20 protein-coding genes are annotated in these 23,944 nt (G+C 57.6%); 10 read left to right on the top strand and 10 right to left on the bottom strand.

What is annotated here, in order from left to right:
* Positions 1-30 precede the first annotated feature (30 nt).
* Positions 31-1,239, bottom strand: coding sequence for a lycopene cyclase family protein (locus CORAM0001_RS05995; protein WP_005510817.1), 1,209 nt, complete (start codon positions 1,237-1,239; stop codon positions 31-33).
* Between the two features lie 20 nt (positions 1,240-1,259).
* Between CORAM0001_RS05995 and CORAM0001_RS06000 the strand changes: the two genes are divergently transcribed.
* On the top strand, positions 1,260-2,891 hold the full coding sequence (locus tag CORAM0001_RS06000; protein WP_005510820.1) for an ABC-F family ATP-binding cassette domain-containing protein: 1,632 nt from the start codon (positions 1,260-1,262) through the stop codon (positions 2,889-2,891).
* On the opposite strand, the gene CORAM0001_RS06005 is transcribed toward CORAM0001_RS06000, so the two are convergent.
* The 6 genes from CORAM0001_RS06005 to acnA all read right to left on the bottom strand — a co-directional run bounded on the left by CORAM0001_RS06005 (position 2,888) and on the right by acnA (position 11,224).
* Positions 2,888-3,646: a response regulator transcription factor gene (locus CORAM0001_RS06005; protein WP_100066802.1), complete on the bottom strand. Its 759-nt coding sequence runs from the start codon at positions 3,644-3,646 to the stop codon at positions 2,888-2,890. The two genes, CORAM0001_RS06000 and CORAM0001_RS06005, sit on opposite strands and share 4 nt — an antisense overlap.
* Positions 3,639-5,915, bottom strand: a complete 2,277-nt coding sequence (locus tag CORAM0001_RS06010; RefSeq protein ID WP_005510766.1) for a sensor histidine kinase — start codon at positions 5,913-5,915, stop codon at positions 3,639-3,641. The genes CORAM0001_RS06005 and CORAM0001_RS06010 overlap by 8 nt, the downstream gene beginning before the upstream one ends.
* Positions 5,916-5,960: 45 nt before the next feature.
* Positions 5,961-6,707: a glutamine amidotransferase gene (locus tag CORAM0001_RS06015; protein WP_081451102.1), complete on the bottom strand. Its 747-nt coding sequence runs from the start codon at positions 6,705-6,707 to the stop codon at positions 5,961-5,963.
* A 48-nt stretch (positions 6,708-6,755) separates the two neighbouring features.
* The gene (locus CORAM0001_RS06020) at positions 6,756-7,505 is read right to left on the bottom strand and encodes a glutamine amidotransferase-related protein (protein WP_005510733.1); all 750 of its coding nucleotides are present in this window, start codon (positions 7,503-7,505) and stop codon (positions 6,756-6,758) included.
* Positions 7,506-7,648: 143 nt separating this feature from the next.
* Positions 7,649-8,215 (bottom strand): TetR/AcrR family transcriptional regulator, encoded by a 567-nt coding sequence (locus CORAM0001_RS06025; RefSeq protein ID WP_005510746.1) that lies wholly within the window; start codon positions 8,213-8,215, stop codon positions 7,649-7,651.
* Positions 8,216-8,437: 222 nt separating this feature from the next.
* Positions 8,438-11,224, bottom strand: coding sequence for an aconitate hydratase AcnA (acnA, locus tag CORAM0001_RS06030; protein ID WP_005510761.1), 2,787 nt, complete (start codon positions 11,222-11,224; stop codon positions 8,438-8,440).
* Positions 11,225-11,591: 367 nt separating this feature from the next.
* On the opposite strand from acnA, the gene CORAM0001_RS06035 reads away from it, so the two are divergent.
* From CORAM0001_RS06035 to CORAM0001_RS06060, 6 genes are all read left to right on the top strand, one after another.
* Positions 11,592-12,101 carry an Rv1476 family membrane protein gene (locus CORAM0001_RS06035; RefSeq protein ID WP_005510765.1) on the top strand — a complete coding sequence of 170 codons (510 nt, stop codon included), beginning with the start codon at positions 11,592-11,594 and terminating at the stop codon, positions 12,099-12,101.
* A gap of 630 nt (positions 12,102-12,731) precedes the next feature.
* Positions 12,732-14,396 carry a DIP1281 family NlpC/P60 protein gene (locus CORAM0001_RS06040; RefSeq protein ID WP_005510823.1) on the top strand — a complete coding sequence of 555 codons (1,665 nt, stop codon included), beginning with the start codon at positions 12,732-12,734 and terminating at the stop codon, positions 14,394-14,396.
* A 54-nt stretch (positions 14,397-14,450) separates the two neighbouring features.
* Complete coding sequence (locus CORAM0001_RS06045; protein ID WP_005510819.1) at positions 14,451-15,455, top strand: AAA family ATPase; 1,005 nt, start codon at positions 14,451-14,453, stop codon at positions 15,453-15,455.
* Positions 15,455-16,303 carry a DUF58 domain-containing protein gene (locus CORAM0001_RS06050; RefSeq protein ID WP_005510732.1) on the top strand — a complete coding sequence of 283 codons (849 nt, stop codon included), beginning with the start codon at positions 15,455-15,457 and terminating at the stop codon, positions 16,301-16,303. The genes CORAM0001_RS06045 and CORAM0001_RS06050 overlap by 1 nt, the downstream gene beginning before the upstream one ends.
* A gap of 112 nt (positions 16,304-16,415) precedes the next feature.
* Complete coding sequence (locus tag CORAM0001_RS06055; RefSeq protein ID WP_005510773.1) at positions 16,416-17,408, top strand: VWA domain-containing protein; 993 nt, start codon at positions 16,416-16,418, stop codon at positions 17,406-17,408.
* A 118-nt stretch (positions 17,409-17,526) separates the two neighbouring features.
* The gene (locus tag CORAM0001_RS06060) at positions 17,527-18,585 is read left to right on the top strand and encodes a ferrochelatase (protein WP_005510738.1); all 1,059 of its coding nucleotides are present in this window, start codon (positions 17,527-17,529) and stop codon (positions 18,583-18,585) included.
* 41 nt (positions 18,586-18,626) lie between these two features.
* Here the strand turns inward: CORAM0001_RS06060 and CORAM0001_RS06070 are convergent, their stop codons facing one another.
* The gene (locus CORAM0001_RS06070) at positions 18,627-19,484 is read right to left on the bottom strand and encodes a hypothetical protein (protein WP_005510805.1); all 858 of its coding nucleotides are present in this window, start codon (positions 19,482-19,484) and stop codon (positions 18,627-18,629) included.
* A 65-nt stretch (positions 19,485-19,549) separates the two neighbouring features.
* Here CORAM0001_RS06070 and CORAM0001_RS06075 point away from each other — a divergent pair, with 65 nt between their 5' ends.
* The 3 genes from CORAM0001_RS06075 to CORAM0001_RS06085 all read left to right on the top strand — a co-directional run bounded on the left by CORAM0001_RS06075 (position 19,550) and on the right by CORAM0001_RS06085 (position 22,385).
* On the top strand, positions 19,550-20,404 hold the full coding sequence (locus CORAM0001_RS06075; RefSeq protein ID WP_005510727.1) for a DUF3097 domain-containing protein: 855 nt from the start codon (positions 19,550-19,552) through the stop codon (positions 20,402-20,404).
* Positions 20,405-20,464: 60 nt separating this feature from the next.
* Complete coding sequence (locus CORAM0001_RS06080; RefSeq protein ID WP_005510741.1) at positions 20,465-20,902, top strand: NfeD family protein; 438 nt, start codon at positions 20,465-20,467, stop codon at positions 20,900-20,902.
* A gap of 91 nt (positions 20,903-20,993) precedes the next feature.
* Positions 20,994-22,385: an SPFH domain-containing protein gene (locus CORAM0001_RS06085; RefSeq protein WP_005510846.1), complete on the top strand. Its 1,392-nt coding sequence runs from the start codon at positions 20,994-20,996 to the stop codon at positions 22,383-22,385.
* Between the two features lie 4 nt (positions 22,386-22,389).
* Here the strand turns inward: CORAM0001_RS06085 and CORAM0001_RS06090 are convergent, their stop codons facing one another.
* Together CORAM0001_RS06090 and CORAM0001_RS06095 are read right to left on the bottom strand one after the other, a co-directional pair.
* The gene (locus CORAM0001_RS06090; protein ID WP_005510816.1) at positions 22,390-22,962 is read right to left on the bottom strand and encodes a hypothetical protein; all 573 of its coding nucleotides are present in this window, start codon (positions 22,960-22,962) and stop codon (positions 22,390-22,392) included.
* 128 nt (positions 22,963-23,090) lie between these two features.
* Positions 23,091-23,762: a TVP38/TMEM64 family protein gene (locus CORAM0001_RS06095; RefSeq protein WP_005510787.1), complete on the bottom strand. Its 672-nt coding sequence runs from the start codon at positions 23,760-23,762 to the stop codon at positions 23,091-23,093.
* Positions 23,763-23,944 lie beyond the last annotated feature (182 nt).

Genomic DNA, 23,944 nt, shown 5'->3' on the forward strand with positions numbered 1-23,944 from the left:
CCACAAATCGGCTGATGTATATGATCCCCGTCAACGAGTTCTCCATCTCCCAGGTCCCCGCACAAACCCAGCGATGAGCTTTCCGCACGTACGCGGACTCATTTTCAGCAAAGGCACGGCCACTTTCGCCATAGCGCAAAGCGTCGCCAGTGGGGAAGTCCCTATCAAATAGGCAAACACGTCCCTCTCCGGCAACGAAAAGAACGCCCGAAAAAACGCACCCGTCTGTCGTGCATCGAACCCCAGCAACGCCGCGAGTCCACGTTCGCGTAACCATCGCTGCAATCGCATGCTTAACGACGTCCCCAGCGTCCGGCCTCCCTTCTTTTCCATACCGGCCAAGAAGCGGTCGACATCTTCGATAACCGAACCCACCGAGTAACCAGTGGCAGGATGCATCCAACCACCAGCAAAGCCGAAGAGGGTGCCCATGGATGGTCCACTGTGCGTCAAGGCACCGTAGCGAGAGGGAAGGTTTGCCAGTAGGGGAAAGGACACCACTTCTTCGTCGATGGCCAGATCTTCCGAAAGCCCCAGGGACTTCAACCGTGCATTTTGGCGTCTACGCAACAGCGCTAGAAGTAGGGAGTCATCGGCCTCACCGCCGCTCCCGACTGGCGCACCGGCTTCGCCGCGATACCCGTCAACCATAGGAGTCGGAGTAGCGAGAATGGTCTCTTCAATGAGGAAGGTCCTGTCGTCCAAGAAAATGCGATAGGAGAAACTAGCCGGCTCTGCCTTTGGGGCATTCAGGGCTGTTGGGGTGAAGTCCATGAGGACTGCACGGCGGTGGGCGCTGGGAACGTCGTCAAGCGAAAAGATGTGCCCGATGGCGAGCTGCCGTACCTGTCCGCCTCGCCCGGCTGCGGCGTACGTGCGCCCGGTGGTGACAATTGTGATGTCCGTACCCGTGGTTTCGGAATCGGTGAGAGCGCGGCGTTCGATATGGAAACCGCCAAGTTTTTGCAGGCAGTCCTTGTTAACAACGCCGTAGGTGCGGGTGAGCTGACGTTCGGTGCCGTCCGCAAGAATGACGCTGGGTTGAAAAGTGGCGGCGAGGAAGTCGCTGGGCAACCAGTTGGGGAGTTGGTCGCACCAGAGACCAATCGTCGAGGGCAGTGTGCCACCTGCGGGGTCGTAAGCGGTGACATCCCAGCCACGAGCGGATGCGCGGTGGGCGGCGATTCTTCCGGCGGGCCCGAGGCCGACGACGGAGGCGGTCACGGGAAATGAAGTCATAACTGGTAGGCTACTCGTTCGTGATTGTGACCCATGACCTTGAAGTCCGAGTCGGCGCCCGTACCCTGCTCACTGCGCCGGGTGAGCAGCTGCGCGTCCAGCCGGGAGACCGGATTGGGCTCGTAGGGCGAAATGGTGCTGGCAAAACGACGACGATGCGTATTCTCTCCGGCGAAACTGAGCCCTACGGTGGCTCAGTAGTGCGCTCTGGCCCGATTGGTTACCTGCCACAGGACTCACGCGAGGGCAACATCGACATCTCCGCCCGCGACCGTGTGCTGTCGGCGCGAGGCCTTGACCAAATCCGTCGCAACATGGATCGCCAGCAAGAGATCATGGAGACCGCGACCACTGACACGAAGCGCGATGCGGCGATTCGGAAGTTTTCGCGTCTCGAGGAGCGCTACCACGATCTCGGCGGCTACGAGGCGAACGCCGAGGCAGCCCGCATTTGCGACGCGCTAGGCTTGCCGGAGCGCGTACTCGACCAGCCGCTGAAGACGCTCTCGGGTGGTCAGCGCCGCCGCGTCGAGCTTGCGCAGATCCTCTTCGCCGCTACCGAAGGCTCGGGCAAGTCCGCCACGACGCTGCTTCTCGACGAGCCGACGAACCACCTCGATGCGGATTCGATTACCTGGCTGCGCGAATTCCTCAGTAAGCATGAGGGCGGCTTGATCATGATTTCGCACGATGTCGAGCTGCTCGAGGCAGTGTGTAACAAAGTCTGGTTTCTCGATGCGGTGCGCGCCGAAGCTGATGTGTACAACATGGGCTGGAAGAACTACCTGTCGGCACGCGCGACCGATGAGGCTCGACGTCGCCGTGAATTCGCTAACGCGGAGAAGAAAGCCAGCGCGCTGCGCAAGCAGGCCGAGAAGCTAGGCGCGAAGGCGACGAAGGCTCGTGCGGCCAAGCAGATGGTGGCTCGTGCTGAGCGCATGATGGACAGTCTCGACGAGGTCCGCGTCGCGGATAAGGTCGCCCACATTTCCTTCCCAGAGCCAGCGCCCTGTGGCAAGACTCCGCTCAACGCCACGGGACTGACCAAGATGTATGGTTCGTTGGAAGTTTTCGCCGGTGTGGATCTTGCAATTGACAAGGGTTCCCGCGTGGTTGTCCTCGGCTTCAATGGCGCTGGTAAGACGACGCTACTGAAGCTACTCGCCGGTGTGGAGCGCACAGATGGCGAGGGAGGCATTGTCTCCGGCCACGGCCTGCGCATCGGCTACTTCGCCCAGGAACATGACACGATTGACCCGGACAAGACTGTCTGGGAAAACACCGTCTACGCCTGCCCTGACGTCAACGAGCCCGAACTGCGGAGCCTGCTCGGTGCCTTTATGTTCTCCGGCGACAAGCTGCAGCAGCCAGCGGGCACCCTCTCCGGCGGTGAGAAGACACGTCTGGCGCTGGCGACGCTGGTTAGCTCCCGCGCAAATGTCCTGCTTCTCGACGAGCCCACCAACAACCTTGACCCGCAGTCCCGCGAGCAGGTTCTCGACGCACTGCGCACTTACACCGGGGCCGTCGTACTGGTTACCCACGATCCAGGTGCGGTCAAGGCGCTAGAGCCCGAGCGCGTCATCGTGCTCCCCGACGGCACGGAAGACCTCTGGAGCGACGACTACATGGAAATTGTCGAGCTGGCTTAAGACGGATCCATTGGTCCCGGCAGGTAACCGTCCTGCTGGGCGAGCCTATACATCTCCGACTTGTTAAGGCTGTTTTCGGCCCGGCCAGCTGCCGCATACTTGGCTCGAATGCGGCCCAAGTAGTCCAACACGGTATTCGGTGTCAGCCCTGTCATCGACGCGACTCGCTTCGTCGACTCACCGGAGGCGTAGAGCTCCAGTACCTCGCGTTGGCGTTCTGACAAATCGACAGAATCGAGCAGGGGATCAGAGTCAACTACCGATGCCCATTCCGTAGTCAACGCGCCCTTGCCAAGCGCCGCCAGCCGTACTGCCGACACGACTGTCTCGGGGGTTTCCGATTTCTGCACAACCCCCATCACTCCGGTACGCACTGCTTTTCGGACAAGGTATGGGCTTTCAGCAGACGAGAGGATGAGCACGTGATCGGTGACCAGTTCCAGCGAGAGCACGTTCTGCGCCGGATCTGAATTATCCGCCAGCCGTAGATCCAACACGACTACATCCAGGCGGTCATCGGTGCCCACATCAGCCAGGAGTTCCGGCACAGTTTGATAACAGCCGACGAGCTCAAAGTCAGGCTCTGCAGACAGCAGGGTTTCGAGCCCCTGCAGAGTCAAGGCATGATCATCAATCGCAGCAACGCGAAGCAAACGATCCGACTGCACGCTGTAATCTCCGATGTTGTCGGAGTCAATTGCAGCCGAGACATCGATGGAAGCATTGCCCATTCCCGCAATACTCTCCCTAGTCACGTGACATCACTATCCTCTCACCGGCTTCATCAAACCTTTGCACTCCATTGTCATCAGAAATGGATGCAAATGCACGTCTGCCCGGGGGCAATAGGCGAATTGTTACCGATCCTTCTTCCGCGTTATCGATTGCTTCGAGGAAGTTCGGCATCAATTTAGCCACCGCGGAATCATCGTCGACAAGCGGAATACGGCGCACGTCGGTGCTATCGGAGACGGCCTGAGTGTGATTGCGGTCATCGAGGAGCCGGACATGAACACCTCTGGCCCGCGCGTCCCAAACAGCTTGGTGAAGTGACCCGACATTTAGATGCGGTGAACGTAAAACGTCTCGGAGAAGCTGCTCTGTAAGCCGGGCACGCAACTGCAGTCGCGGGGTCGGCTTATCCAAAACTGCAGCGGCGCTAAATATGGGACCGACCCGGCGCTGCAGCCATTCGTAGTTGCTCTGACTGCTAATTTCGTACTCTTTGGCGGCACCGGCAGCGTACAGCGCACGATTATAATCCTGAATAGACTGCGGAACGGTACGCATAAAGAAGCGAACCATGATGGACGTCAAAATTCCAGCGACCAGCATCACGGAACGAACTAGCAGGTCGACTCCAGAAATACTGATGTGGGTCGAATCCGAGGGGGCAAGGGGGAAGAACTTGAGTAGCTCCACCAGGATTGCGCCACCGAGAACGGAATTCAGCGCAACCCAGGGTCGGCCGCGGATGGCGAGCAATGCAGACGCAAAAGAAATTAAGCTAAAGTGCCAAAAATACGACCATTCCAAATTGTTTGGAATGGGCTGGTAAAGCCCAACCCCAGCTAATACAACGATCGCGATAGCAATTACAATTGCCCGGTTCAACGGCAATTGTGAATGGCGGCCATACATAATCAGTCCGAGAAGACCGATCGCTATTGCCAGACTGATTTGCCCCGCCGTCGTAAATAATTGTCCATTACTGACTAAAACCATGAACAACACACCGACGATTGCACCGTAGAACTGCCAGGAAAAAACAATTGACATTCCCATGAGGTCATACAGCGATGTCGTATGAGCGGAGGAATCGACTACATCTTCCTCTTCCACCGGAGAGGTATTACCGCGCCATTTGAGAATAACCTGAGTACCTTTCCCAGGCTTTGATTTAACGAGGGCATCTCCACCGCGGAGAGCCTCCATCCGTCCTTTAACACTCAACCGAATACCTGCACGATGCGGGTCAATTCCTTCGGGGTCGAACCCGGTGCCGTCGTCACGAAAATCAATGGAGACCTCGCCCGAGGCAACACGAATGTGGCACTTCTTCTCCGCCGTGACACCTGCGTGACGCTTGGAATTATTTGCCACCTCGGTTGCGGCTAATAGGAACGTGTTAGCAACTTCTCCTGGCAGACGAACTGGACCGCCTTCTTCACTGGTATCTAGCGTTACCGCGATGTCAGAGCTCACCGACATCAATTGCGCCCGTACAGACTCCGCAAAAGTTCTACCACTTACCGTTTGCCGAGGCGAGAAAAACAGCCCAGTCTGCTCGTCTAGAGAGAAGTCAATCTTAGAGCCCTTACCAATTGCAGACAGTGCGGCCAATACATAGTCATGGACATAGGCGTTGAAGCTACTCATCGCCTCGCCGCGGACACGCATACGCTCCGCTCTCTCATTGACCTTCCGAGAGTTCTCGTAGGTGTAGTCAATAAGCCTTGCGACGGGTTGTGCAGAGCCCGCAATAATCACAAATGGAAAAGTGTTGATGAGATTGAATCCGACATCCGACAACATGTCGAGCCAAAAAGTGTGTCCCAGCAACCAAGAATTAATGACGGCAATAAGTCCGGGAACAAATACCATCACGGACAAACTGATGTGGAGTGGTACCGTCAGCGCAAATGCAGCGAGGGCCAAACCTGAAAATGGGCTATACCAGAGTGCATTTCCAATGGGGTTATGAGGGAGATCCCAATAGGTTGAAACCAACATCAGGAAAAATAACATGATGTACATCGGTACACGCAGAGCGGTAATTAGGCCTCGCCGCGTATTATTGATGACTGCCCAAATCAGCAACATGTCGCTGAGAATGAATATGAGCAGCGATGCAAAAGGGAACCAGTGGCTCCGAAAGTTTTCTAAGGGGACAGAACGAATAGCCGATTCAATCTGCCACAAAAAGCCGGTGACGGCAATAATAATCGCGCCGGATCGCAGCACGGACATTTCAATTGATGGTGACTGTCCGGCAAGTGCCGAGTCGGGATTCCACCTCTCCATGCGACAATCACATTCCTTTTGCCTATTGCCACTAGATAAAACTACTCAGTCTCTACATGCGGTATGAAGCCGAGCGAAGTTCTGAAGAATACGCCCACTTCGAGCAACATCCAACTGTCGCGCGGCCGATACCGCTTCAAGATCTGTTCCTGGTAAATAGTAACCCTGATTTGCGTAAATCTGGAGACGCTGAGCAAACGTGTTGGCATCTAATTCCGGGTGAAACTGCGTCGCATATGCATTGCGGCCCAACCGGAACATCTGCACTGGACAGTCCTTTCCAGTTGCCAACAACGTAGCGTCGCCAGGCAGTTCTTCGATGGCCTCCTTGTGGCCTACGATGGCGTGAAAGTGGGGCGGCAAGCCTTCAAGAATTGGGTCTGATTCGCCATCTGGAGTTGCAGCTACTTCAATTACTGCTGCCTGCTCCCCGTGCTTGCGGGAGACGCGGCCATGACCAGCAGTACCGAGCAGGCCGATGCCATAACAAGCTCCGAAGAAGGGGAAATCTCGTTCGAGCACTTCTGCCAGCAAATCCTCGAACCAGGTCTCGACCTCCTTCTGTAGATAGCTCTTATCGTCATCGGAGGCGTTAAAGGGACCTCCGCCAACGATTACGCCCGAGTAGTTATCTAGGTTCAAGTTCGCCGGACGAGACTGTTCCAAGCGAAATTGATGCAACTTTGCCGGCGCCAATGCACATCTCCTGGCAAATGAGAGATGTTCAGCGTGAGCTGCGGCATCTTCGCCGCGTGTAGAAAGCAAGAGGAAGGGCTTGGCGGAGGTAGACATTTGCGGGAACGAGTTTCGTGAAAAAGGGGAGATAGAGGGAGACGAAGACTACTGCACCATTAGCAGGCTCGGATTGGCTGCATGCGTACACACGTGCATAAATCGGGGGATAATTGACGCAACGGCCTGGAGGTCCACATCAGATACCTTTAGTCGAATCGCGTCGACTTCCTCCGGGTCAAAGTAACCGACATCGGTGTAGAAAGACATTCTGCGGAGCAGTCCGTTAGCATTCATCTCCGGATGAAATTGGGTAACCCAGTTATTCGATCCGATCGAGTACATCTGCACCGGACAGGTTGGGCCTGTGGCAAGCAAAGTTGCGTGATTGGGAAGTTCCGCAACGGATTCCTTGTGGCCAGTCAACGCATAAAAAACCGGAGGTAGCACCGAGGCTATTGGATCCTGAGTAGCGGCTTCGGTGAGCTCTACCCGGGTAGAACCCGCTACTTCGCCGTGACGCAGGTTAACCAAACCACCCGAAGTAAAGGCCGTGTAGCTAGCGCCGTAGCAGATAAGCAGTGCGGGGACAGGACTCCTAAGTACGTCGTAAAGCACATCGTGCGAATACTTCTGCAGACCCGAATGCTCTAGGTCGGTGACGTTAAATGGGCTGCCGCCGACGAATACGCCGTCATAGGAGGTCAGGTCGGGTAACTTAGCGCCGACAGCGTCGATGGTAAACAGATCCAACTGGCTGGGCTCAAGCCCGGTGGAATCCAGAAAGTCCTGGTACTCGGCTTGCCCCGCACCATCCGCGGGGCGGAGCGCCACCAACAAAAACTTACCCACACTCATAAATAGACAGCTTAGTCCATATTGGATGAAATCTATGTATCTTCACCGGTCAAATGGGGTAAATGCAAGGCAAAAAGCCGAAACCCGCTCCCGTATTAGGGGGAGCGGGTGGTACGGAACGCTATCAGACCTAGCCTGAGTGGCTAGACCTTGCGCCGTAAGCTGTCTTCAACTAAATCAAGCACGGAATCCAATTCGTCGACAGTGCGACCAGATGCCAGACGAACGATGATGCCATCGAGCATCAGCTCGAGAAAAAGCTGCATCGTGCGAACCGAATAATCCGTCCGTAGGGAGCCGGATGAGGATGTCTGGGTCAATCGGTGGGCAACAGCGTCATCCAATTGATCCTGATGGCCCAACCATTGACCCTTAAACTCCGGATCGCTGCGAAGGCGACGGGCAATCTCAAGGCGAGTTCCCAGCCAGCCATGCTTGTCTGGGTTCGCCACGATGTCACGCATTACTTCCACTAATCCGGAAGACTCCGCGACTTCCGCCATATTTGCGGCATCTTCTTCGGCCAACGCTAAGAACAGACCTTCTTTGGATCCGAAGTGATGGAAAATAGCACCGCGAGACTTACCGGTAGCGGCCTCCAGACGAGACACCGTTGCGCCGTCGTAGCCGAATTCTGCAAAGCACTGCCGAGCGCCGTCGAGAATTTCGTGCCGCCGTTGAGCTAAATCCTGATTACTCACTTTTGGCATTAGGAAACTCTTTTCTTGCCGGCGACCCCCAGGGGCATATTTCACTGCATGACGTGGCAACGCCATTCCTATACTTCCCAGGCCTCATTTTGACTGGAGTAGAGAAACCCGAGGCCGGCAGGGCGCTAGTCCGTGGGGTGTGAATCCGCGGGCTAGCGCTACCTACCGGCCTCTAGAAGCGCTGCTTACAACAAGCCCTAGCGCGCACGAGTCAAAGGGAAACTAGTTGCCCTTGATCATGTTGCGCAGGACGTACTGCAGAATACCGCCGTGGCGGTAGTAGTCAGCCTCACCAGGGGTATCGATACGGACCACAGCGTCGAAGTCGAAGGAATCGCCGTTTTCCTTGGTAACCGTGACCTTGACGGTCTTCGGAATGGAGCCGTTGTTCAGCTCCTCCAGACCAGCGATGTCGAAGGTCTCAGTGCCATCGATGCCCAGGGACTTCCAGGACTCACCCTCCGGGAACTGCAGCGGAACAACGCCCATGCCGATGAGGTTCGAACGGTGAATACGCTCGAAGGACTCAGCGATAACAGCCTTGACGCCCAGCAGCAGGGTGCCCTTAGCTGCCCAGTCACGGGAGGAACCGGTGCCGTATTCCTTGCCACCAACGACGACCAGCGGAGTGCCAGCCTCCTTGTAGTTCATGGCAGCGTCGTAGATGAAGGCCTGCGGGCCACCCTCCTGGGTGAAGTCGCGGGTGTAGCCACCGGTAACACCGTCAAGCAGCTGGTTCTGCAGGCGGATGTTAGCAAAGGTACCGCGCACCATGACCTCGTGGTTACCACGACGGGAACCCAGGGAGTTGTAGTCCTTGCGCTCAACACCCATGGAGTCGAGGTACTGAGCAGCTGGGGTGCCCGGCTTAATGGAGGAAGCCGGGGAGATGTGGTCGGTGGTCACCGAGTCGCCCAGGGCAGCAAGGACGCGAGCGCCCTTGATGTCGGAAACCGGTGCCGGCTCCATCTCCATCTCGTCGAAGTACGGTGCCTTGCGGATGTAGGAGGACTTGTCGTCCCAAGCGAAGGTCTTGCCCTCCGGGGTCGGCAGATTCTGCCAGCGCTCGTCACCAGCGAAGACATCCTTGTAGTCCTCGTCGTACAGCTCGGAGGAGATGGAAGCCTCGATGGTTGCCTCGATCTCTTCGGTGGACGGCCAAATGTCGCGCAGGAAGACATCGTTGCCCTCTGCGTCCTGACCCAGGGCGTCGGTTTCGAAGTCGAAGTCCATGGTACCGGCGATCGAGTAAGCGATAACCAGGATCGGGGAGGCCAGGTAATTCATCTTCACGTCAGGGGAGATGCGGCCTTCGAAGTTACGGTTACCGGACAGAACCGCGGTAGCAGCCAGGTCGGCCTCGTTGATGGCGGAGGAAATCTCAGCCGGCAGCGGACCGGAGTTACCGATACAGGTTGCACAACCGAAGCCGGACAGGTAGAAGCCCAGAGCTTCGAGGTCCTTCCACAGGTCAGCGCGCTTGAAGTAGCCGTTAACAACCTGGGATCCCGGGGCACAAATGGTCTTGACCCACGGCTTAGCCTTCAGACCCTTCTCGACAGCCTTGCGTGCCAACAGACCAGCGCCAATCATGACCGACGGGTTGGAGGTGTTGGTACAAGAGGTGATGGAAGCGATAGCGACCATACCGTGGTCGAGCGTGTACTCGCCGCCGTTCGGGGAAGTGACGGTGATCGGGGAGCTCGGGCGACCTTCAGCGCCGTTAGCGGCGGACTCGCCGTGGCCCTCGCGGGACTCGTTGTAGTCTGCGGCCAGCTCGGAGGTCGGTGCGGAAGCCTTGACAGCGCCCTTGATCTCGCCGTCGGAGTAGTTGTGCAGGTCCTTGCGGAACTGCTCCTTGGCGGAAGCCAACTCGATGCGGTCCTGCGGGCGCTTCGGGCCGGCGATGGACGGAACGACGGTGGACAGGTCCAGCTCGAGGTACTCGGAGTACTCAGCCTCCGGAGTGTTCTCGTCCAGCCACATGCCCTGAGCCTTGGCGTAAGCCTCGACGCGCTCCAGGGTCTCCTTGTCGCGACCGGTCAGGGCCAGGTACTTGACGGTCTCGTCGTCGATCGGGAAGATTGCGGCGGTGGAACCGAACTCCGGCGACATGTTACCGATGGTCGCACGGTTGGCCAGTGGCAGCTTGGAGACGCCAGCGCCGTAGAACTCTACGAACTTGCCGACGACGCCGTGCTGGCGCAGCATGTCGGTGACGGTGAGCACAACGTCGGTTGCGGTAACGCCCGGCTGAATGTCGCCAGTCAGCTTGAAGCCAACGACGCGCGGGATGAGCATGGAAATCGGCTGGCCAAGCATTGCGGCCTCAGCCTCGATACCACCGACACCCCAGCCCAGGATACCCAGGCCGTTCTGCATGGTCGTGTGGGAGTCAGTACCAACACAGGTGTCCGGGTATGCCAGGCCGTTGTTCTCAAAGACAACGCGAGCCAGGTACTCGATGTTGACCTGGTGGACAATACCGGTTCCCGGAGGAACAACGCGGAAGTTGGAGAATGCACCAGTACCCCAACGGAGGAACTTGTAGCGCTCATCATTGCGCTGGTACTCAATCTCGACGTTCTTAGCCAGAGCGTCTTCGCTACCGAAGGCCTCGATGATGACTGAGTGGTCGATGACCATCTCTGCCGGGTTCAGCGGGTTAACCTGATCCGGGTCGCCGCCGAGAGTCTTAACAGCCTCACGCATGGTAGCCAGGTCAACAACACAGGCGACGCCGGTGAAGTCCTGCATAATAACGCGAGCAGGGGTGAACTGAATCTCGATCGACGGATCAGCGGAAGGAACCCAGTTGGCGACAGCCTTGATGTGCTCCTCAGTGATGTTGGCGCCATCTTCGTTGCGCAGCAGGTTCTCACCGAGAACCTTCAACGAGTAAGGCAGCTTCTCCATACCCGGCACGGCGTCAAGAGCGAAGTAGTCATAAGACTTGTCTCCGACCTCAAGCTTGCGCAGGGCGTTGAAAGAGTTCTTGCTTTCAGCCACAGTCAGCTCCATTTCTATTCGGGTGAATTGTCGCCTTAACTGAAGAGTCCGGCACTCGAATTTCGGCTCTCCACAAGGCATAGGTGCGATCACGCCGCCCCTTATCAACCAATTAAAGCAATAATCACGACGCGGGGCACACGAGCCCACGCACACGTTTTCAAGGAAGCGTTACCGTCCTTGCATCAACAATAACAGTACGAACGTTCTGTATGTAGATTGCCTGCGGCGCGCCGAGTCAAGCTACCCCCGTTCACGTCCAAGACAGGCCATTATAGATAGGACAAACGAAGTAGTATCTCCGCCAAATTGGGGCGCGTGGAAACCATTCTCACGCAAAACAGGAGCACGATACGGAAGGCAGTTAATGCATACGCCAGCAGATTCACAGGCAGCGAAAGAAACCGTCGAAAAGGCGGTCGCCCAGCTACGCACCGACAACATCGTGACAACTAACCCAAAGCTCCGGGAAGCGGTCCAGCCAATTGTCGACGATGCAGCAAATCGGGGGGTGCCCAATTTCCATATCATCTACCTAGACACCGAGAAGATTTACCCCGTCGCCGAACAAAAGAACACCGACATCTTTTCCTTTGCCCGCCAAGTAGCGGACCAAGTCGGCGGAACGACTGTCGTGCGCACACCGGGCAATGTGGCCACCGCATCTTCCGATTTTCCCCGCGCAGCCATTGAACGCGCCGACCACGCAATGATGGAGACTCCGCGAGACTATCCGGCAGGTCTCGATGCCTATTTGCACGAGCTCACTAACTACGTCGTTCCGTGGACTCTTTACAGCCTCATCGCTGGCGTCGTTATCGTCGCACTATTCGTCGGACTGACGTTCTACTGGCTACGCACACGCCCAACCGTCTAAGGGCTCGCTTTACGACGGGCACTGAAGCTAGCGGCCCCACTGGACACATTCACCATCCTCGGTTTTCCATCCCCAGGAAAGAGACAGAGTAAATGCCCCAAAAACTGGTAGCAGTGAGGAAATCAGCCACTATCCAAATTGGATAACGCTGTTGCATTCGCCGTAACCGTGCCAACGATTTTTACAAAGGTCAAGCATGAACGCTTGACCTTTTCTTATGTCCGATACCCTAGGTAGGGGCCTGCGATATTCCGGCACGCCGACAAGCCATCGAATAGTGACATAATTCACATAGAAAACTAGGGCTCACCATAACCGCAGGCCACGGCGTATAACGAAACGATTACAAAGTGGGGGACAGTTGGTAATTTTGTTACTTATGTTTTTTTAGAGCTTTTTGACCCGTAAAGTGCTTCGTGATGCCAATAGTGGACTCAAGGGTCCAGTATTGACCAAAGAAAACTCGCGGGAGCGCCGCTGTTGCTTTTGGTTCTGGTTTCGGTTCGACGTTTTTCGTAGTTCCACTCAAGACCGGGAGACAACAACGGGAAGATATCCAACGATGGGGAAGTCGCTGGTGTCGATTCTGAGGCGTGAACGCACCCATAGGAGAAATGTAGGAGTAACGCGGTGCCGAGTAATCGCAAAGTCCGTGCATCATATTGGACTCGTCCAATTGCCGGTATTATCACGGCGGGTCTTCTGGCGACGAACACTCAGGTCGCAGCTGCACAACCACTAAATCCGAGCGACGCCCAGATCCGTCAAGCGCGCGAGGCGGCCTCTAACGCCGAGTCGTACTTGCAGTCCCTGGTCGCCGAGGTAACTTCGAGCGAGCGCCGGGTATCTGACCTCGAGCTACGCATGGGCACTCTGCGCGAGGACGTCAACAAGGCCATGGTGGACCTTGAAAACGCTCGGGATGCTGCGAACCGTGCGCGCGAGGCGGTCAACGAGGCACGTACCCAACTCGACCGTTCCCGCGCCGAACTCGCTAGCGCTCAGAAGCAGTTCGATGAGCTAGCACGCACCATCATGCGTCAGGGCCGTTCCAGTGGTTCGATTCTCGAGGGTGCGCGAGATGCTTCCGAGGCCATTAACCGCCTGTCCGCTTTGCGTCGCGAAGCTGACCGTCAAGAGCAGACCGTTGACTCGCTGGATAAGAATCGAACTGAGGCTGCTAACCAGGAGTCCACACTTCGCAAGAAGAGTGACGAGGCTCAGCAGGCGGAGGCCACCGCAAACCAGCGAAACACCGATGCTCAGAACGCGTACTCCGAGGCAAACGAGGAGCTTCAAAAGGAGCAAGCTGATTACCAGCAGGCTCAGGTCGACCGCGATGCTGCAAAGGCATCTTTGGACGCAGCCCGAAACGCGGTCAACGAGCTGAACTCTCAGCGCCAGAATTATGAGAACGAGCAGGCCCGCAAAGAAGCGGAAGACGCCGCTGCCAAGAAGGCCGCTGAGGAAGCTGCAGCTAAGACTCGCGCCGAGGCGCAGTCGAACCAGACTGATGAGGATTCCTCTTCCGAGTCCACAGATGAAAGCTCTAGCACCACCGACTCGACTGGCTCCACCGGCTCCACTGGTTCTAACAGCTCCACAGGTTCCAATAGCTCGACCGGCTCGACTGGTTCCGCGGGTACCACCGACTCGACTGGCTCCACCGGCTCCACTGGTTCTAACAGCTCCACCGGCTCTTCTGGTTCCACTGGCTCCACCAGTTCCTCTGAGACGACCGAATCTTCGGACTCCTCTGAGTCCACCGAGACCTCGGAATCGTCGAGCACCGGCAGCTCGTCGTCAAGCGGTACCCCAGCACAGACTGTGGCGCCGACGAATCCAGAGACCGGTCAGAGCACCTCAGGTTCTTCCAGCCAGAAGGTTGAGACTGTCATCGCACGTGCGATGGGGCAGCTCGGTGTCCCTTACGCATGGGGCGGCGGCAACGCCAACGGCCCGACCAAGGGCATCCGTGACGGCGGAGTAGCTGACTCCCACGGCGACTACAACAAGATTGGTTTCGACTGCTCGGGACTGACTCTGTACGCCTACGCCGCTGTCGGCATTGACCTGCCTCACTACACCGGCTACCAGTACCAGCGCGGAAAGCACTACCCGGCATCTCAGATGAAGCGTGGTGACCTGCTGTTCTGGGGCCCGAATGGTCATGGCCACGTCGCTATCTACCTGGGCGATGGCAAGATGATTGAGGCACCACAGTCTGGTTCTGTGGTTAAGATCTCGCCAGTCCGTTATAACGGAATGACACCGAACGTTGTCCGCCTCGTCTAGTTTCTAACGACGTGTTCTACAGGTCGGGCGACCGACCTAAAGAAGGGTTTCTCTGTGACCTACCCAACGCCCACTGACCACACGGACCTCGAGCGCGCATACGCGGAGCTGGGGAAGGTTGTGGTTGGCCAGGAGCACCTGATTAAGCAGCTCTTTATCGCGATGCTCGCAGGAGGACATGTCCTGCTCGAAGGTGTTCCGGGTGTTGCGAAAACTCTGGCAGTGTCTACCTTTGCCACAGTGATGGGTGGGTCCTACTCCCGCATCCAGTTCACTCCGGATTTGGTGCCATCAGATATTGTCGGCACCCGGATTTTCCGCCAGGACACCTCGGAGTTCATTGTCGAGCCCGGCCCGGTCATGTCAAATATCGTGCTCGCTGATGAAATCAACCGCGCACCGGCGAAGGTGCAGTCGGCACTGCTGGAAGTCATGGCAGAGCACCAGGTGTCCATCGCAGGAGAGTCCACGCCAGTACCCGAGCCGTTTCTGGTCCTGGCCACGCAAAACCCAATTGAAAACCAGGGTGTCTACCCACTGCCAGAGGCCCAGCGGGACCGATTCCTATTCAAAGTCCTCGTGGGTTACCCCACTCCGGCGGAAGAGCGGGAGATTGTCTACCGCATGGGAGCCACCCCTCCAGCCGCGCAGCAGATTCTCACCCCAGAGAGTGTTCGGGAACTGCAGCGCGCTACCCGCGAAGTCTTTGTCCACCACACACTGATTGACTACATCGTGGCCGTTATCGAACTCACCCGTAATCCGATGCGGGCGGAGTTGAAGGATGTCGACCGCTGGCTTTCCTATGGCGCATCGCCGCGTGCAACTCTTGGTGCTGTCGCGGCTGCCCGCGCTCACGCGCTGTTTTCCGGTCGCGACTATGTCGTGCCGGACGATGTGGTCTCCGTGCTTCCCGACGTGCTGCGTCACCGCCTGGTCCTGTCCTATGAGGGATTGGCCGATGGCGTTACTCCCGAACGGATTATTGACATCGTGTTGTCTCACGTGCGTCTTCCCCAGGGCGCGGGCACTGGCTCCGATGAGGGCACTGCCTCCTAATGTCAGCTCGTGAAGACGATCTTGCACGCGTCCTGGCGTACTTAGAGCTAACTGTTACACGTAAGCTTAACGGACTTTTGCGCGGCAGCTTTCTCTCCACCGCTACTGGAGAAGGCTCTGAGCCGGTTGGCTCCCGCGAATATGTCATCGGCGATGATGTTCGCCAGATGAACTGGGCAGTGACAGCCCGTACTGGAGTGCCACACGTTCGCACCTCCGAGGCCGAGCGCGAGCTGGAGTGTTGGATCGTCGCCGAACCCGCCGCACGTCTGTCCACGGGATTGGCCGATACCACCAAACGACATCTGCTCACCGCCGCTGCCGGCGCTGTAACGATGCTTAACGACGCCCCGGGGTCCCGAACTGGATTAATCGCCGGTGGCACTCCAGTGCCCGCGGGCCAGGGCCGTGCCCACAGCTTGATGCTGCTCAAGCAGTTGGCTGACGCGACTGCTGAGCATAACCTCGCAGCGGATATTGACACAGTAATGACTCAGGCTCCGCGCGTTGGGCTGTTGGTTGTCATCTCGGATTTCCTTGGATCACTCGATTGGGCGCGCCCGCTGCGCGTTGCCTCGGCCTCGACAGAGATTATGGCGATCCGCCTGGTCGATCCAGCCGATGAAGCCCTGCCCGGCGAAGGCCCGGTGGTTATGGCGGATTCAGCAACTGGTGAGACCATTGAACTCAACATCAACGACAAAACCCGCGCCGAGTATGCAGCTCAGGCTAGTGCCCACCACGAGCGTGTAATCAATGAACTGCGCAAATGCCGTGCTCGCGTTATTACCTTGCGTACGGATTCCGATTGGATACTGGATTTTGCTCGACAAATTGGCCAACATTAGCGGCTGAGTAACCGCTTGTTAGTGCTATTTTTAGGCCACCGACTAACCGGCTATAACCACTGGTTTATACGCGACTGTTTAGGCGACTGGATGTGAGGAAACTGATACCGCGATGACGTTCCTAAACTCAACTTTTGCGCACCCAGGTTGGCTACTCGCACTCGTTCTGCCTCTCGTGGCAGCCGCGGCCTATTGGATCAGCACTAAGCAGCGAAAGCAACGTGCCATTGCCTTTGGCAACTTCACCATCGTTGGGTCACTGGGGAATAAGTCGTCGGCACGCCTGCGCCATGTCGTGGCTATCAGTGCGCTGTTGTCTCTAGTTCTGGTCATCATTTCATTGGCTGGTCCGATATCGGAGACCAAAGTCGCCCGCAACCGAGCGACGGTCATGCTGGTGGTCGACGTTTCACTGTCCATGTCGGCCACCGATGTTGCGCCCGACCGCATCACTGCCGCTAAAGAAGCCGGTCAAGAATTCGTGGAGAACCTTCCCGACGACCTCAATATCGGCCTGGTGACGTTCTCTGGCCGCGCTCGCACTGCTGTTAGCCCGACTACCAACCATGACACCGTGAATCGAGCGCTTCAGGCTGCTGAGTTAGATCAGGCTACTGCTACCGGTGATGCCATCGCAGCCGCGCTCGATGCCATCAATCAGTTCAGCGACTCAGTTCAAGGCGGGGGAGAAGGTGCCCCACCAGCGACAATTGTGCTGCTTTCCGACGGCAAACAGACCGTTCCACAAGAACTCGACGATCCCCGCGGCGCGTATACAGCCGCCGCCGAAGCCGCCAAGGCCGGGGTGCCAGTCAACACGATTTCGTTCGGTACCGCGCAAGGCGCAATCACGGTTCAGGGCGAATTAATTCCAGTGCCTAACGACGACGATTCGCTGCGAGAAATCGCCCGTCGAACAAAAGGTGAGTTCTTCAGCGCTGGGTCCTTAGAGCAGCTCCGCGATGCCTATGGCTCACTGGAAGATGACATCGGTTACGAACTCAAGCGGGCCGAGAATCCGAGGCCCTATCTGATTGCGGCCTTCGCGATGCTGCTAGTGACTGTGGGCTCACTGCTTGTGACCAATCGTCGAATTCCGCAGTAGGGCGGGGTTAGGGTGCCGTCGTAAAGCGATGGGCATGGAACCCAATGGGTAGGAGACGCCGGGGCATTGAGCAGTCGTCTTATGGTGTCCTCAGACTGCGCTACTAACATGATTGGCTATGTCTTCTGATAATTTTGACGCTATTTTGCTGTTGTCTTTCGGCGGTCCCGAAAAGATGGCCGATGTGCGTCCCTTCCTGGAGAATGTCACCCGCGGCCGCGGAATTCCGCCGGAGAGGTTGGACGAAGTCGGTGCTCACTATGCGCACTTCGGCGGTAAGTCCCCGCTCAACGATTTAAACCGTGAAATTGTCTCCAACCTTAAGGCTGAGCTGACTCGCCGTGGCTATGACTTGCCTGTTTATTTCGGCAATCGCAATTGGCATCCGATGGCTGAAGACACCGCGGCAAAGATGGCTGAAGACGGCGTTAAGCGAGCGCTCGTATTCGCCACTAGCGCCTGGGGAGGCTATTCCGGCTGCCGCCAGTATCACGAAGACATTGCTCGGATGCGCGAATCTCTGGGCGACCGTGCTTTTGACATGGAGAAGATTCGGAGCTTCTACGATCATCCACTCTTTATTGAAGCCTATGCAGACGCAGTGCGTGAGGCGTTTGCCAAGCTGCCGGATGACCGCCGTGACGAGGCCCGGCTTATTTTCACCGCTCACTCTATTCCGGTATCGGCGGACAAGGCTTCCGGACCGGTAGAGCTCGGCGGAAATCTTTACTCTCGCCAGGTCAACGAAGCAGCACGACTCGTCGCCGATGCAGTCGGCATCACCGACTTTGACGTCGTCTGGCAGTCCCGCTCTGGCCCGGAGCACGTGCCGTGGTTGGAGCCTGACATCGTCGACCACGTTGAAGCGAAGGTCGCCCAAGGCCTCCGATCCGCAGTAGTGTGCCCGATTGGCTTCATCTCGGACCACGTTGAGGTCGCCTGGGATTTGGATGCTGAGCTTCAGGATGAAATGGCTCATCACGACATCGTCATTGAGCGTGTCGGAACGCCTGGTCCGACGGCCACTTTCACTGACATGCTCGTGGAGCTCATCGAAGAGCGCATCGCAGATGCCGAACCCCGCCGCCTGGGAAGTGAACCGCTACTCGGCTCGGCCTGCAACGGCGCCTCCTGCTCCGCAGCCTGTTGCACCCCGGCAAAGCGCCGCCCGCACTGATTCCTTTGGTTTCAATCCGGGCCTCGGGGCAGGGCAAACCTCTAGCGGGTCCACTCCTGAATCGCGTATTCCACCGCGCTCATCCGCGCCTGCCGGATCTTTCGCCACAGCGGGATGAGCTGCGTATCAAAAGCGGCGCTGCCGTGCCCCGACTCGCTGCCCTGTGCCACCGCCAGAATCGACGACACCCGATCAGCTCTGGCGAGCACTCCCAGTGCACGCCGCGGCACATCATCTGGCACAAAAGCCATGTCCAGGTGATCATCGAGCATGCCGACCATCAGCCGGGGGTCCGCCTTCGGGACACCACTGCTTGACGACGTCAGCGGTGAACGCGGCATCGCCGCAATAGTGGCAGCCGCAACCCGCGCCGCATCTGCGAGCTGCAAATCTGCCTCGCCAGGGGAGAGATACGCCGGCTCGGGAATGTGGCCTTCCAGTGTGTACCAATGCCACTGCGGCAGACCGGGCACCGGCGATGTCACTGGTATGAGCACATGGTTCCAACCCGGCTCCGCATCCGCAATCGCAATGGCTGAGCCTGCTGCGCGTGCAGCCTCAGCGGCGTCGGTTCCCGCAGGCAGTGCAGGTGCATCACCGGGCCCGGAGAGAATAAGGCGGACGAGGGGACGGTGGTCACTGTGCCAATCTCCCGCTTCAGTAACTGCTCGAAGAAGGCGGAGCATGTCGCTTCGATCGAGGTCAGCGTCGCAATCGATGACATTCGGAACCGTGGCGTCGGCAAGCACGAACGTTCCCGGAACTGACGTGGGCCCTCCGAGCGAGTCGAGCGCGTCGAGGAGATGATCGTAGTTTTCCAAACCCGACAACCATGCGCCCAGCCAAAGGGCGATGTGCTGAGTTGGACTCCAGACCTGGTCGAGAACACTGCGCTGCATAGTGCAGCTCATCCTAGTGCAGTGTGTCGTTGGTCCCGTAACCGATGCTGTTAATCTCAGTACCCATGAGCTTTCAAGACCCGTACCGCAATCAGGACGTGTTCGCTGGCGCACGTGGCCACCGCCGTCGTATCCCACAGCCGGCACGCGAGGTGACAGCAGAAAATGGTGTTGTCGTCGAGGCGTCCTATGACGGATTCGTCGGTGCGATTATCGGGTTGGAGAAAACTTTCGACGGCTGGTGCGTCCGGCTGGAGGACCGCCACGGCAAGTCGCGGCTGTTTCCCATGCACGAGCGCGGTTTTCTCATCGACGGCAAACCTGTGACTCTGGTGCGGCCGAAGGCACAACCAAAAAAGCCCTCACAGGATCTGTCGGCATCGGGCTCGCGCAAGGTTCACAACGTCAAGGCCAAGGTTGCTCTACCCAGCCGTATCTGGGTTGAGGGTATTCATGACGCTGCAATTGTCGAGAAGGTATGGGGCCACGATCTGCGTGTTGAGGGCGTAGTCGTCGAGTATCTGGAGGGCTTGGACAATCTCCCGGAACGCTTGGCCGAATTTGGTCCGGGTCCGAAGCGCCGCGTCGGAGTCTTGGCAGACCACTTGGTGGAAGGCAGTAAAGAGAGCCGCATGACTCAGCAGCTCGGCCCGCACGTGATGGTCACAGGCCACCCGTTTATCGATGTCTGGCAAGCGGTCAAGCCCTCGTCGGTAGGCATCGAAGCATGGCCGGAAGTTCCTTACGGGGAGGACTGGAAGACAGGAATCTGCCGTCGCTTGGGCTGGGGAGACGACCCCAAGCAGGGCTGGCGACGCGTCTACGCAGGTGTACACACCTACCGTGATCTGGAGTCGGATTTGATTGGTGCAGTCGAGCGCTTGGTCGACTTTGTAACTGAGCCACATATGCAGTACTGACCCCTGAATATTGTCTCCACTCGCCCCACATTTGTTCTGCAAAGTAGGTAGGGTGAGGGCGTGATTCCTCTCCTTTGGCTCGGAGCAAGCCTCCTACTGGTTCTCGGTGAACTCGCGGTCGGAGATTTAGCACTGTTAATGCTCGGAGGTGGTGCGCTGGCAGCGTCCGGTGCGAGCCAGCTTGGAGCGCCGCTTTGGCTGTCAGTGGTCATCTTCGCCGTTGTGTCCGCCACACTTGTGCTGACAGTTCGCCCTGTGTTGCGCAAAAAGATGGCAAAACCGGACAAGTCCGCTGAACTGGAGTCGCGTCCGGAACTGCTAGCGGGCCGTCATGCTGAGGTCATCGAGCCAGTTTCCTCGTCATCGGGTCTGATTAAGGTCAATGGTGAGTTGTGGAGCGCGCGCAGTCTTCTGACTGCGCAGACTTTCGATGCGAAGGAAAGAGTCACGATTGTAGAGATTTCGGGCAATACCGCAGTAGTGGACAAGCTGCTCTGAGCAGTCAACTCACTTAAAGGGCGCTCGGAGCACTCTTAGTTACTGACCATTAAATAACTGACCACACAGTTTCTAACTACGAGGGAATCCCATGGAAGGCTTTATCATCCTCGTCGTTTTCATTCTCGTGGTTGTTACCTTGGTTCTCAAAGCGATTGTCCTGGTTCCTCAGGGTGAAGCGGCAATCGTAGAGCGACTGGGACGATACACGCAGACACTGAATAGCGGCCTGAACTTCATCATCCCGATCATTGACCGAGTGCGCGAGAAGGTTGATACCCGTGAGCGTATGGTTACCTTCCCGCCACAGGCAGTGATCACCGAAGACAACCTGACTGTGGCTATCGATACTGTCGTGACCTTCCAGGTCAACGAACCGGATCGGGCGATTTACGGTATCGACGACTACATTTTCGGTGTCGAACAGATCACCACCGCAACGCTTCGCGACGTCGTGGGTGGCCTGACTCTGGAAGAGACACTGACTTCCCGTGACTACATCAACCGCCGTCTGCGCGGCGAGCTGGACGAGGCCACTGCCAAGTGGGGTCTTCGTATCGCTCGTGTGGAGCTGAAGGCTATTGAGCCGCCACCGTCGATTCAGCAGTCGATGGAAAAGCAGATGAAGGCCGATCGCGAGAAGCGTGCCATGATTCTGACTGCGGAAGGTACCCGCGAAGCCGATATTAAAACTGCTGAGGGCCGTAAGCAGGCACAGATTCTGGCCGCCGAAGGTAACAAGCACGCAGCAATTCTGGCTGCTGAAGCTGAGCGTCAGGCAACCATTCTGCGCGCTGAGGGTACTCGCGCCGCTACCTACCTTGAGGCGCAGGGTAATGCTCGCGCTATCCAGAAGGTCAACGCAGCTGTTAAGGCTTCACAGTTGACACCTGAGATTCTTGCCTGGCAGTACCTGGAGAAGCTACCTGAGCTGGCAAATAAGGACGGCAATACTGTTTGGATGATTCCGTCGCAGTTCGGCGACAGTCTCGAGAGCTTCGCTAGGGCTTTCGGCAAGAAGGATGCCGACGGTGTCTTCCGCTATGAGCCTCCGGCCGTGAGCCGAGAGACCAAGGAAGAGGCTGAGCAGGGCCGCGACGAGAACTGGTTCGATATGTCGACCAACCCGGAGTTGGCTCGTGCTGTTGCCGCGGCGAACGAGGTCGCTAACCGCCCGGTTGATGATCCGGTAGCTGCAGCAGCTGGTAATACCCCTGAGAGGAAGAAGAACCGCCGCGCTGATTCGGCTCAGCCCGCTCAGCCTAAACAGTTGGGTGGCCAGAACCGCCCGGCAGCGGTTGAACCTGCGACACCGGCTGCGCCCGCTGCACCGGCTGCGCCGTCAGGTCCTTCCGGCAAACGTGACCTGCCCTCGGCTCCTGGCACCGGTAATACCAATGCAGGCGGCGGTGCACACTCCACCGAGCGTCCAGATTTTTCAGGATGGTCACGTGACCCTTACGCCCCAGAAAATGGGCAGTAAGCTTTTATAACTCATCAGCTCGCTGAAGCAGGTGGACGGCCAGGTTCCAGCCGGCCAGCTCCGCCTGCCAGCCAGCTGCTGCGAGGCGCTGATTGACGGCCTGCTTTGAAACTCCCAATTCTTCCGCGGCCTCTACCTGTGAATAACCAGCGCGAACCAAACCAGTAGCCTCACGCCCTTCAGGGGACCTGCGAGAGATAACATGGTGCAGCAATGTGAATGCTGCACCAATATCCTCCGAGTAGTCCTTACCACGCGGATTGTTAGTCCGAATGCGGGTTTTTACCGTGCCGGACCTGCCTCCCTTACCAACGACTGAGCTCGATGCCAGATGCGCTTGCTCCATGTCGTCCTGAGGACAAACACCGATACCTATTGCCCAGTCACCTGCGGCCAATAGCGCCAGCACAAGCGTGGTGACTCCCACGGCATTTTCAGGAGCTGCGCGAAGCTCTTCGATACCTGCAACCTCAACAGTTCCTACGCCTTCCAGGCCGGAAAGTGCCTGCGCAGAGGCCCGAACGTGATCTGCCCTGCGAGTAGATCGACCGCGATACCTGGCAAAGACTGAGTACATACGCTCTAGTCTAGCCCCACCCCTTGACAGTTGGGCTAAGACACGTTCCTTCCCTCCGCACACTCACGGGCACCGAACACCAGCTCGCCGAAAAACTCACGCCTAGCTCAAGAGCGCCAAGCGGTGTTTTAACGTTTCGAAGAACCGGTTACGACAGGGAACTTGGCGTCCGCAAGAAGCCCCAGCAAGCCAAGCACGAGCAGAATTCCCGTGGCCACCGCAAAGCGCACGTCAAAGCCGACCAACAGCGCGTCGCCAAGCAGAACGACGGCGAGTGTGTTCGGCGCCGAACCTAGGGCAGTGGCGATGATATACGGCACGATGCGTATCGACGACAGCCCACAGGCGTAGTTGAGAAACGAAAATGGCACGCCAGCAATCATGCGCAAGCTGAGCACTGTGAGCCAGCCGCGTTGCTCCAACCGGTGGTCGAGACTGAGAAGACGGCGGTTGGTCAGGTGCGTGCGAATCCAGTCGCGCCCCAGGAAACGCACAATGCATAGGGAGAGAAGGGCAGAAACCGTCGTCGCAGTAATTGCCAGCAGGAAACCGAGCACTGGCCCGAAGAGGATTCCGGAAGCCAAAGTGAATACGGTGCGGGGGATTGGGAACTGAGTCAGTGCAACGTATGCGAGGAAGTAGAGAAGCGGGAACCAGTCACCGGCATCGATGGACCACTGCCGGATGGTAGCGACGGTGGGAACATCGACGTACAGCGTGACGACGACCCCCACACCTACGGCTAGCACCAGCAGAACCTTTTTGAGTGTAGGGGTAATTCGCACATCGGATACGTTCACCCATTTGAGGTTACCGGGGATTGCGGGGAAGCGTGTGACCTGCGAGTTGGGGGTTCTGCAAGGAGAGCGAGTCAGTGGCTAAAGGCGTTTGCCCTTTATTTCACTAGGATGGGTATCAAGGTCACTATGCCTTGGCTCGAGCACTTGACGTGCCCGTCAGCACAAACCGAACGTAAGGGTAT

This window comes from Corynebacterium amycolatum SK46 (assembly GCF_000173655.1).
Classification (GTDB): domain Bacteria; phylum Actinomycetota; class Actinomycetes; order Mycobacteriales; family Mycobacteriaceae; genus Corynebacterium; species Corynebacterium amycolatum_A.

Coding starts and splice junctions, on each gene's coding strand:
- CORAM0001_RS06020 (WP_005510733.1), bottom strand. CDS start 7,505: ATGAGTGTGGGTAAGTTTTTGTTGGTGGCGCTCCGCCCCGCGGATGGT.
- CORAM0001_RS06070 (WP_005510805.1), bottom strand. CDS start 19,484: ATGCAGCGCAGTGTTCTCGACCAGGTCTGGAGTCCAACTCAGCACATC.
- CORAM0001_RS06055 (WP_005510773.1), top strand. CDS start 16,416: ATGACGTTCCTAAACTCAACTTTTGCGCACCCAGGTTGGCTACTCGCA.
- CORAM0001_RS06010 (WP_005510766.1), bottom strand. CDS start 5,915: ATGGAGAGGTGGAATCCCGACTCGGCACTTGCCGGACAGTCACCATCA.
- CORAM0001_RS06085 (WP_005510846.1), top strand. CDS start 20,994: ATGGAAGGCTTTATCATCCTCGTCGTTTTCATTCTCGTGGTTGTTACC.
- CORAM0001_RS06015 (WP_081451102.1), bottom strand. CDS start 6,707: ATGTCTACCTCCGCCAAGCCCTTCCTCTTGCTTTCTACACGCGGCGAA.
- CORAM0001_RS06075 (WP_005510727.1), top strand. CDS start 19,550: ATGAGCTTTCAAGACCCGTACCGCAATCAGGACGTGTTCGCTGGCGCA.
- CORAM0001_RS06090 (WP_005510816.1), bottom strand. CDS start 22,962: ATGTACTCAGTCTTTGCCAGGTATCGCGGTCGATCTACTCGCAGGGCA.
- CORAM0001_RS06060 (WP_005510738.1), top strand. CDS start 17,527: ATGTCTTCTGATAATTTTGACGCTATTTTGCTGTTGTCTTTCGGCGGT.
- CORAM0001_RS06035 (WP_005510765.1), top strand. CDS start 11,592: ATGCATACGCCAGCAGATTCACAGGCAGCGAAAGAAACCGTCGAAAAG.
- CORAM0001_RS05995 (WP_005510817.1), bottom strand. CDS start 1,239: ATGACTTCATTTCCCGTGACCGCCTCCGTCGTCGGCCTCGGGCCCGCC.
- CORAM0001_RS06025 (WP_005510746.1), bottom strand. CDS start 8,215: ATGCCAAAAGTGAGTAATCAGGATTTAGCTCAACGGCGGCACGAAATT.
- CORAM0001_RS06050 (WP_005510732.1), top strand. CDS start 15,455: ATGTCAGCTCGTGAAGACGATCTTGCACGCGTCCTGGCGTACTTAGAG.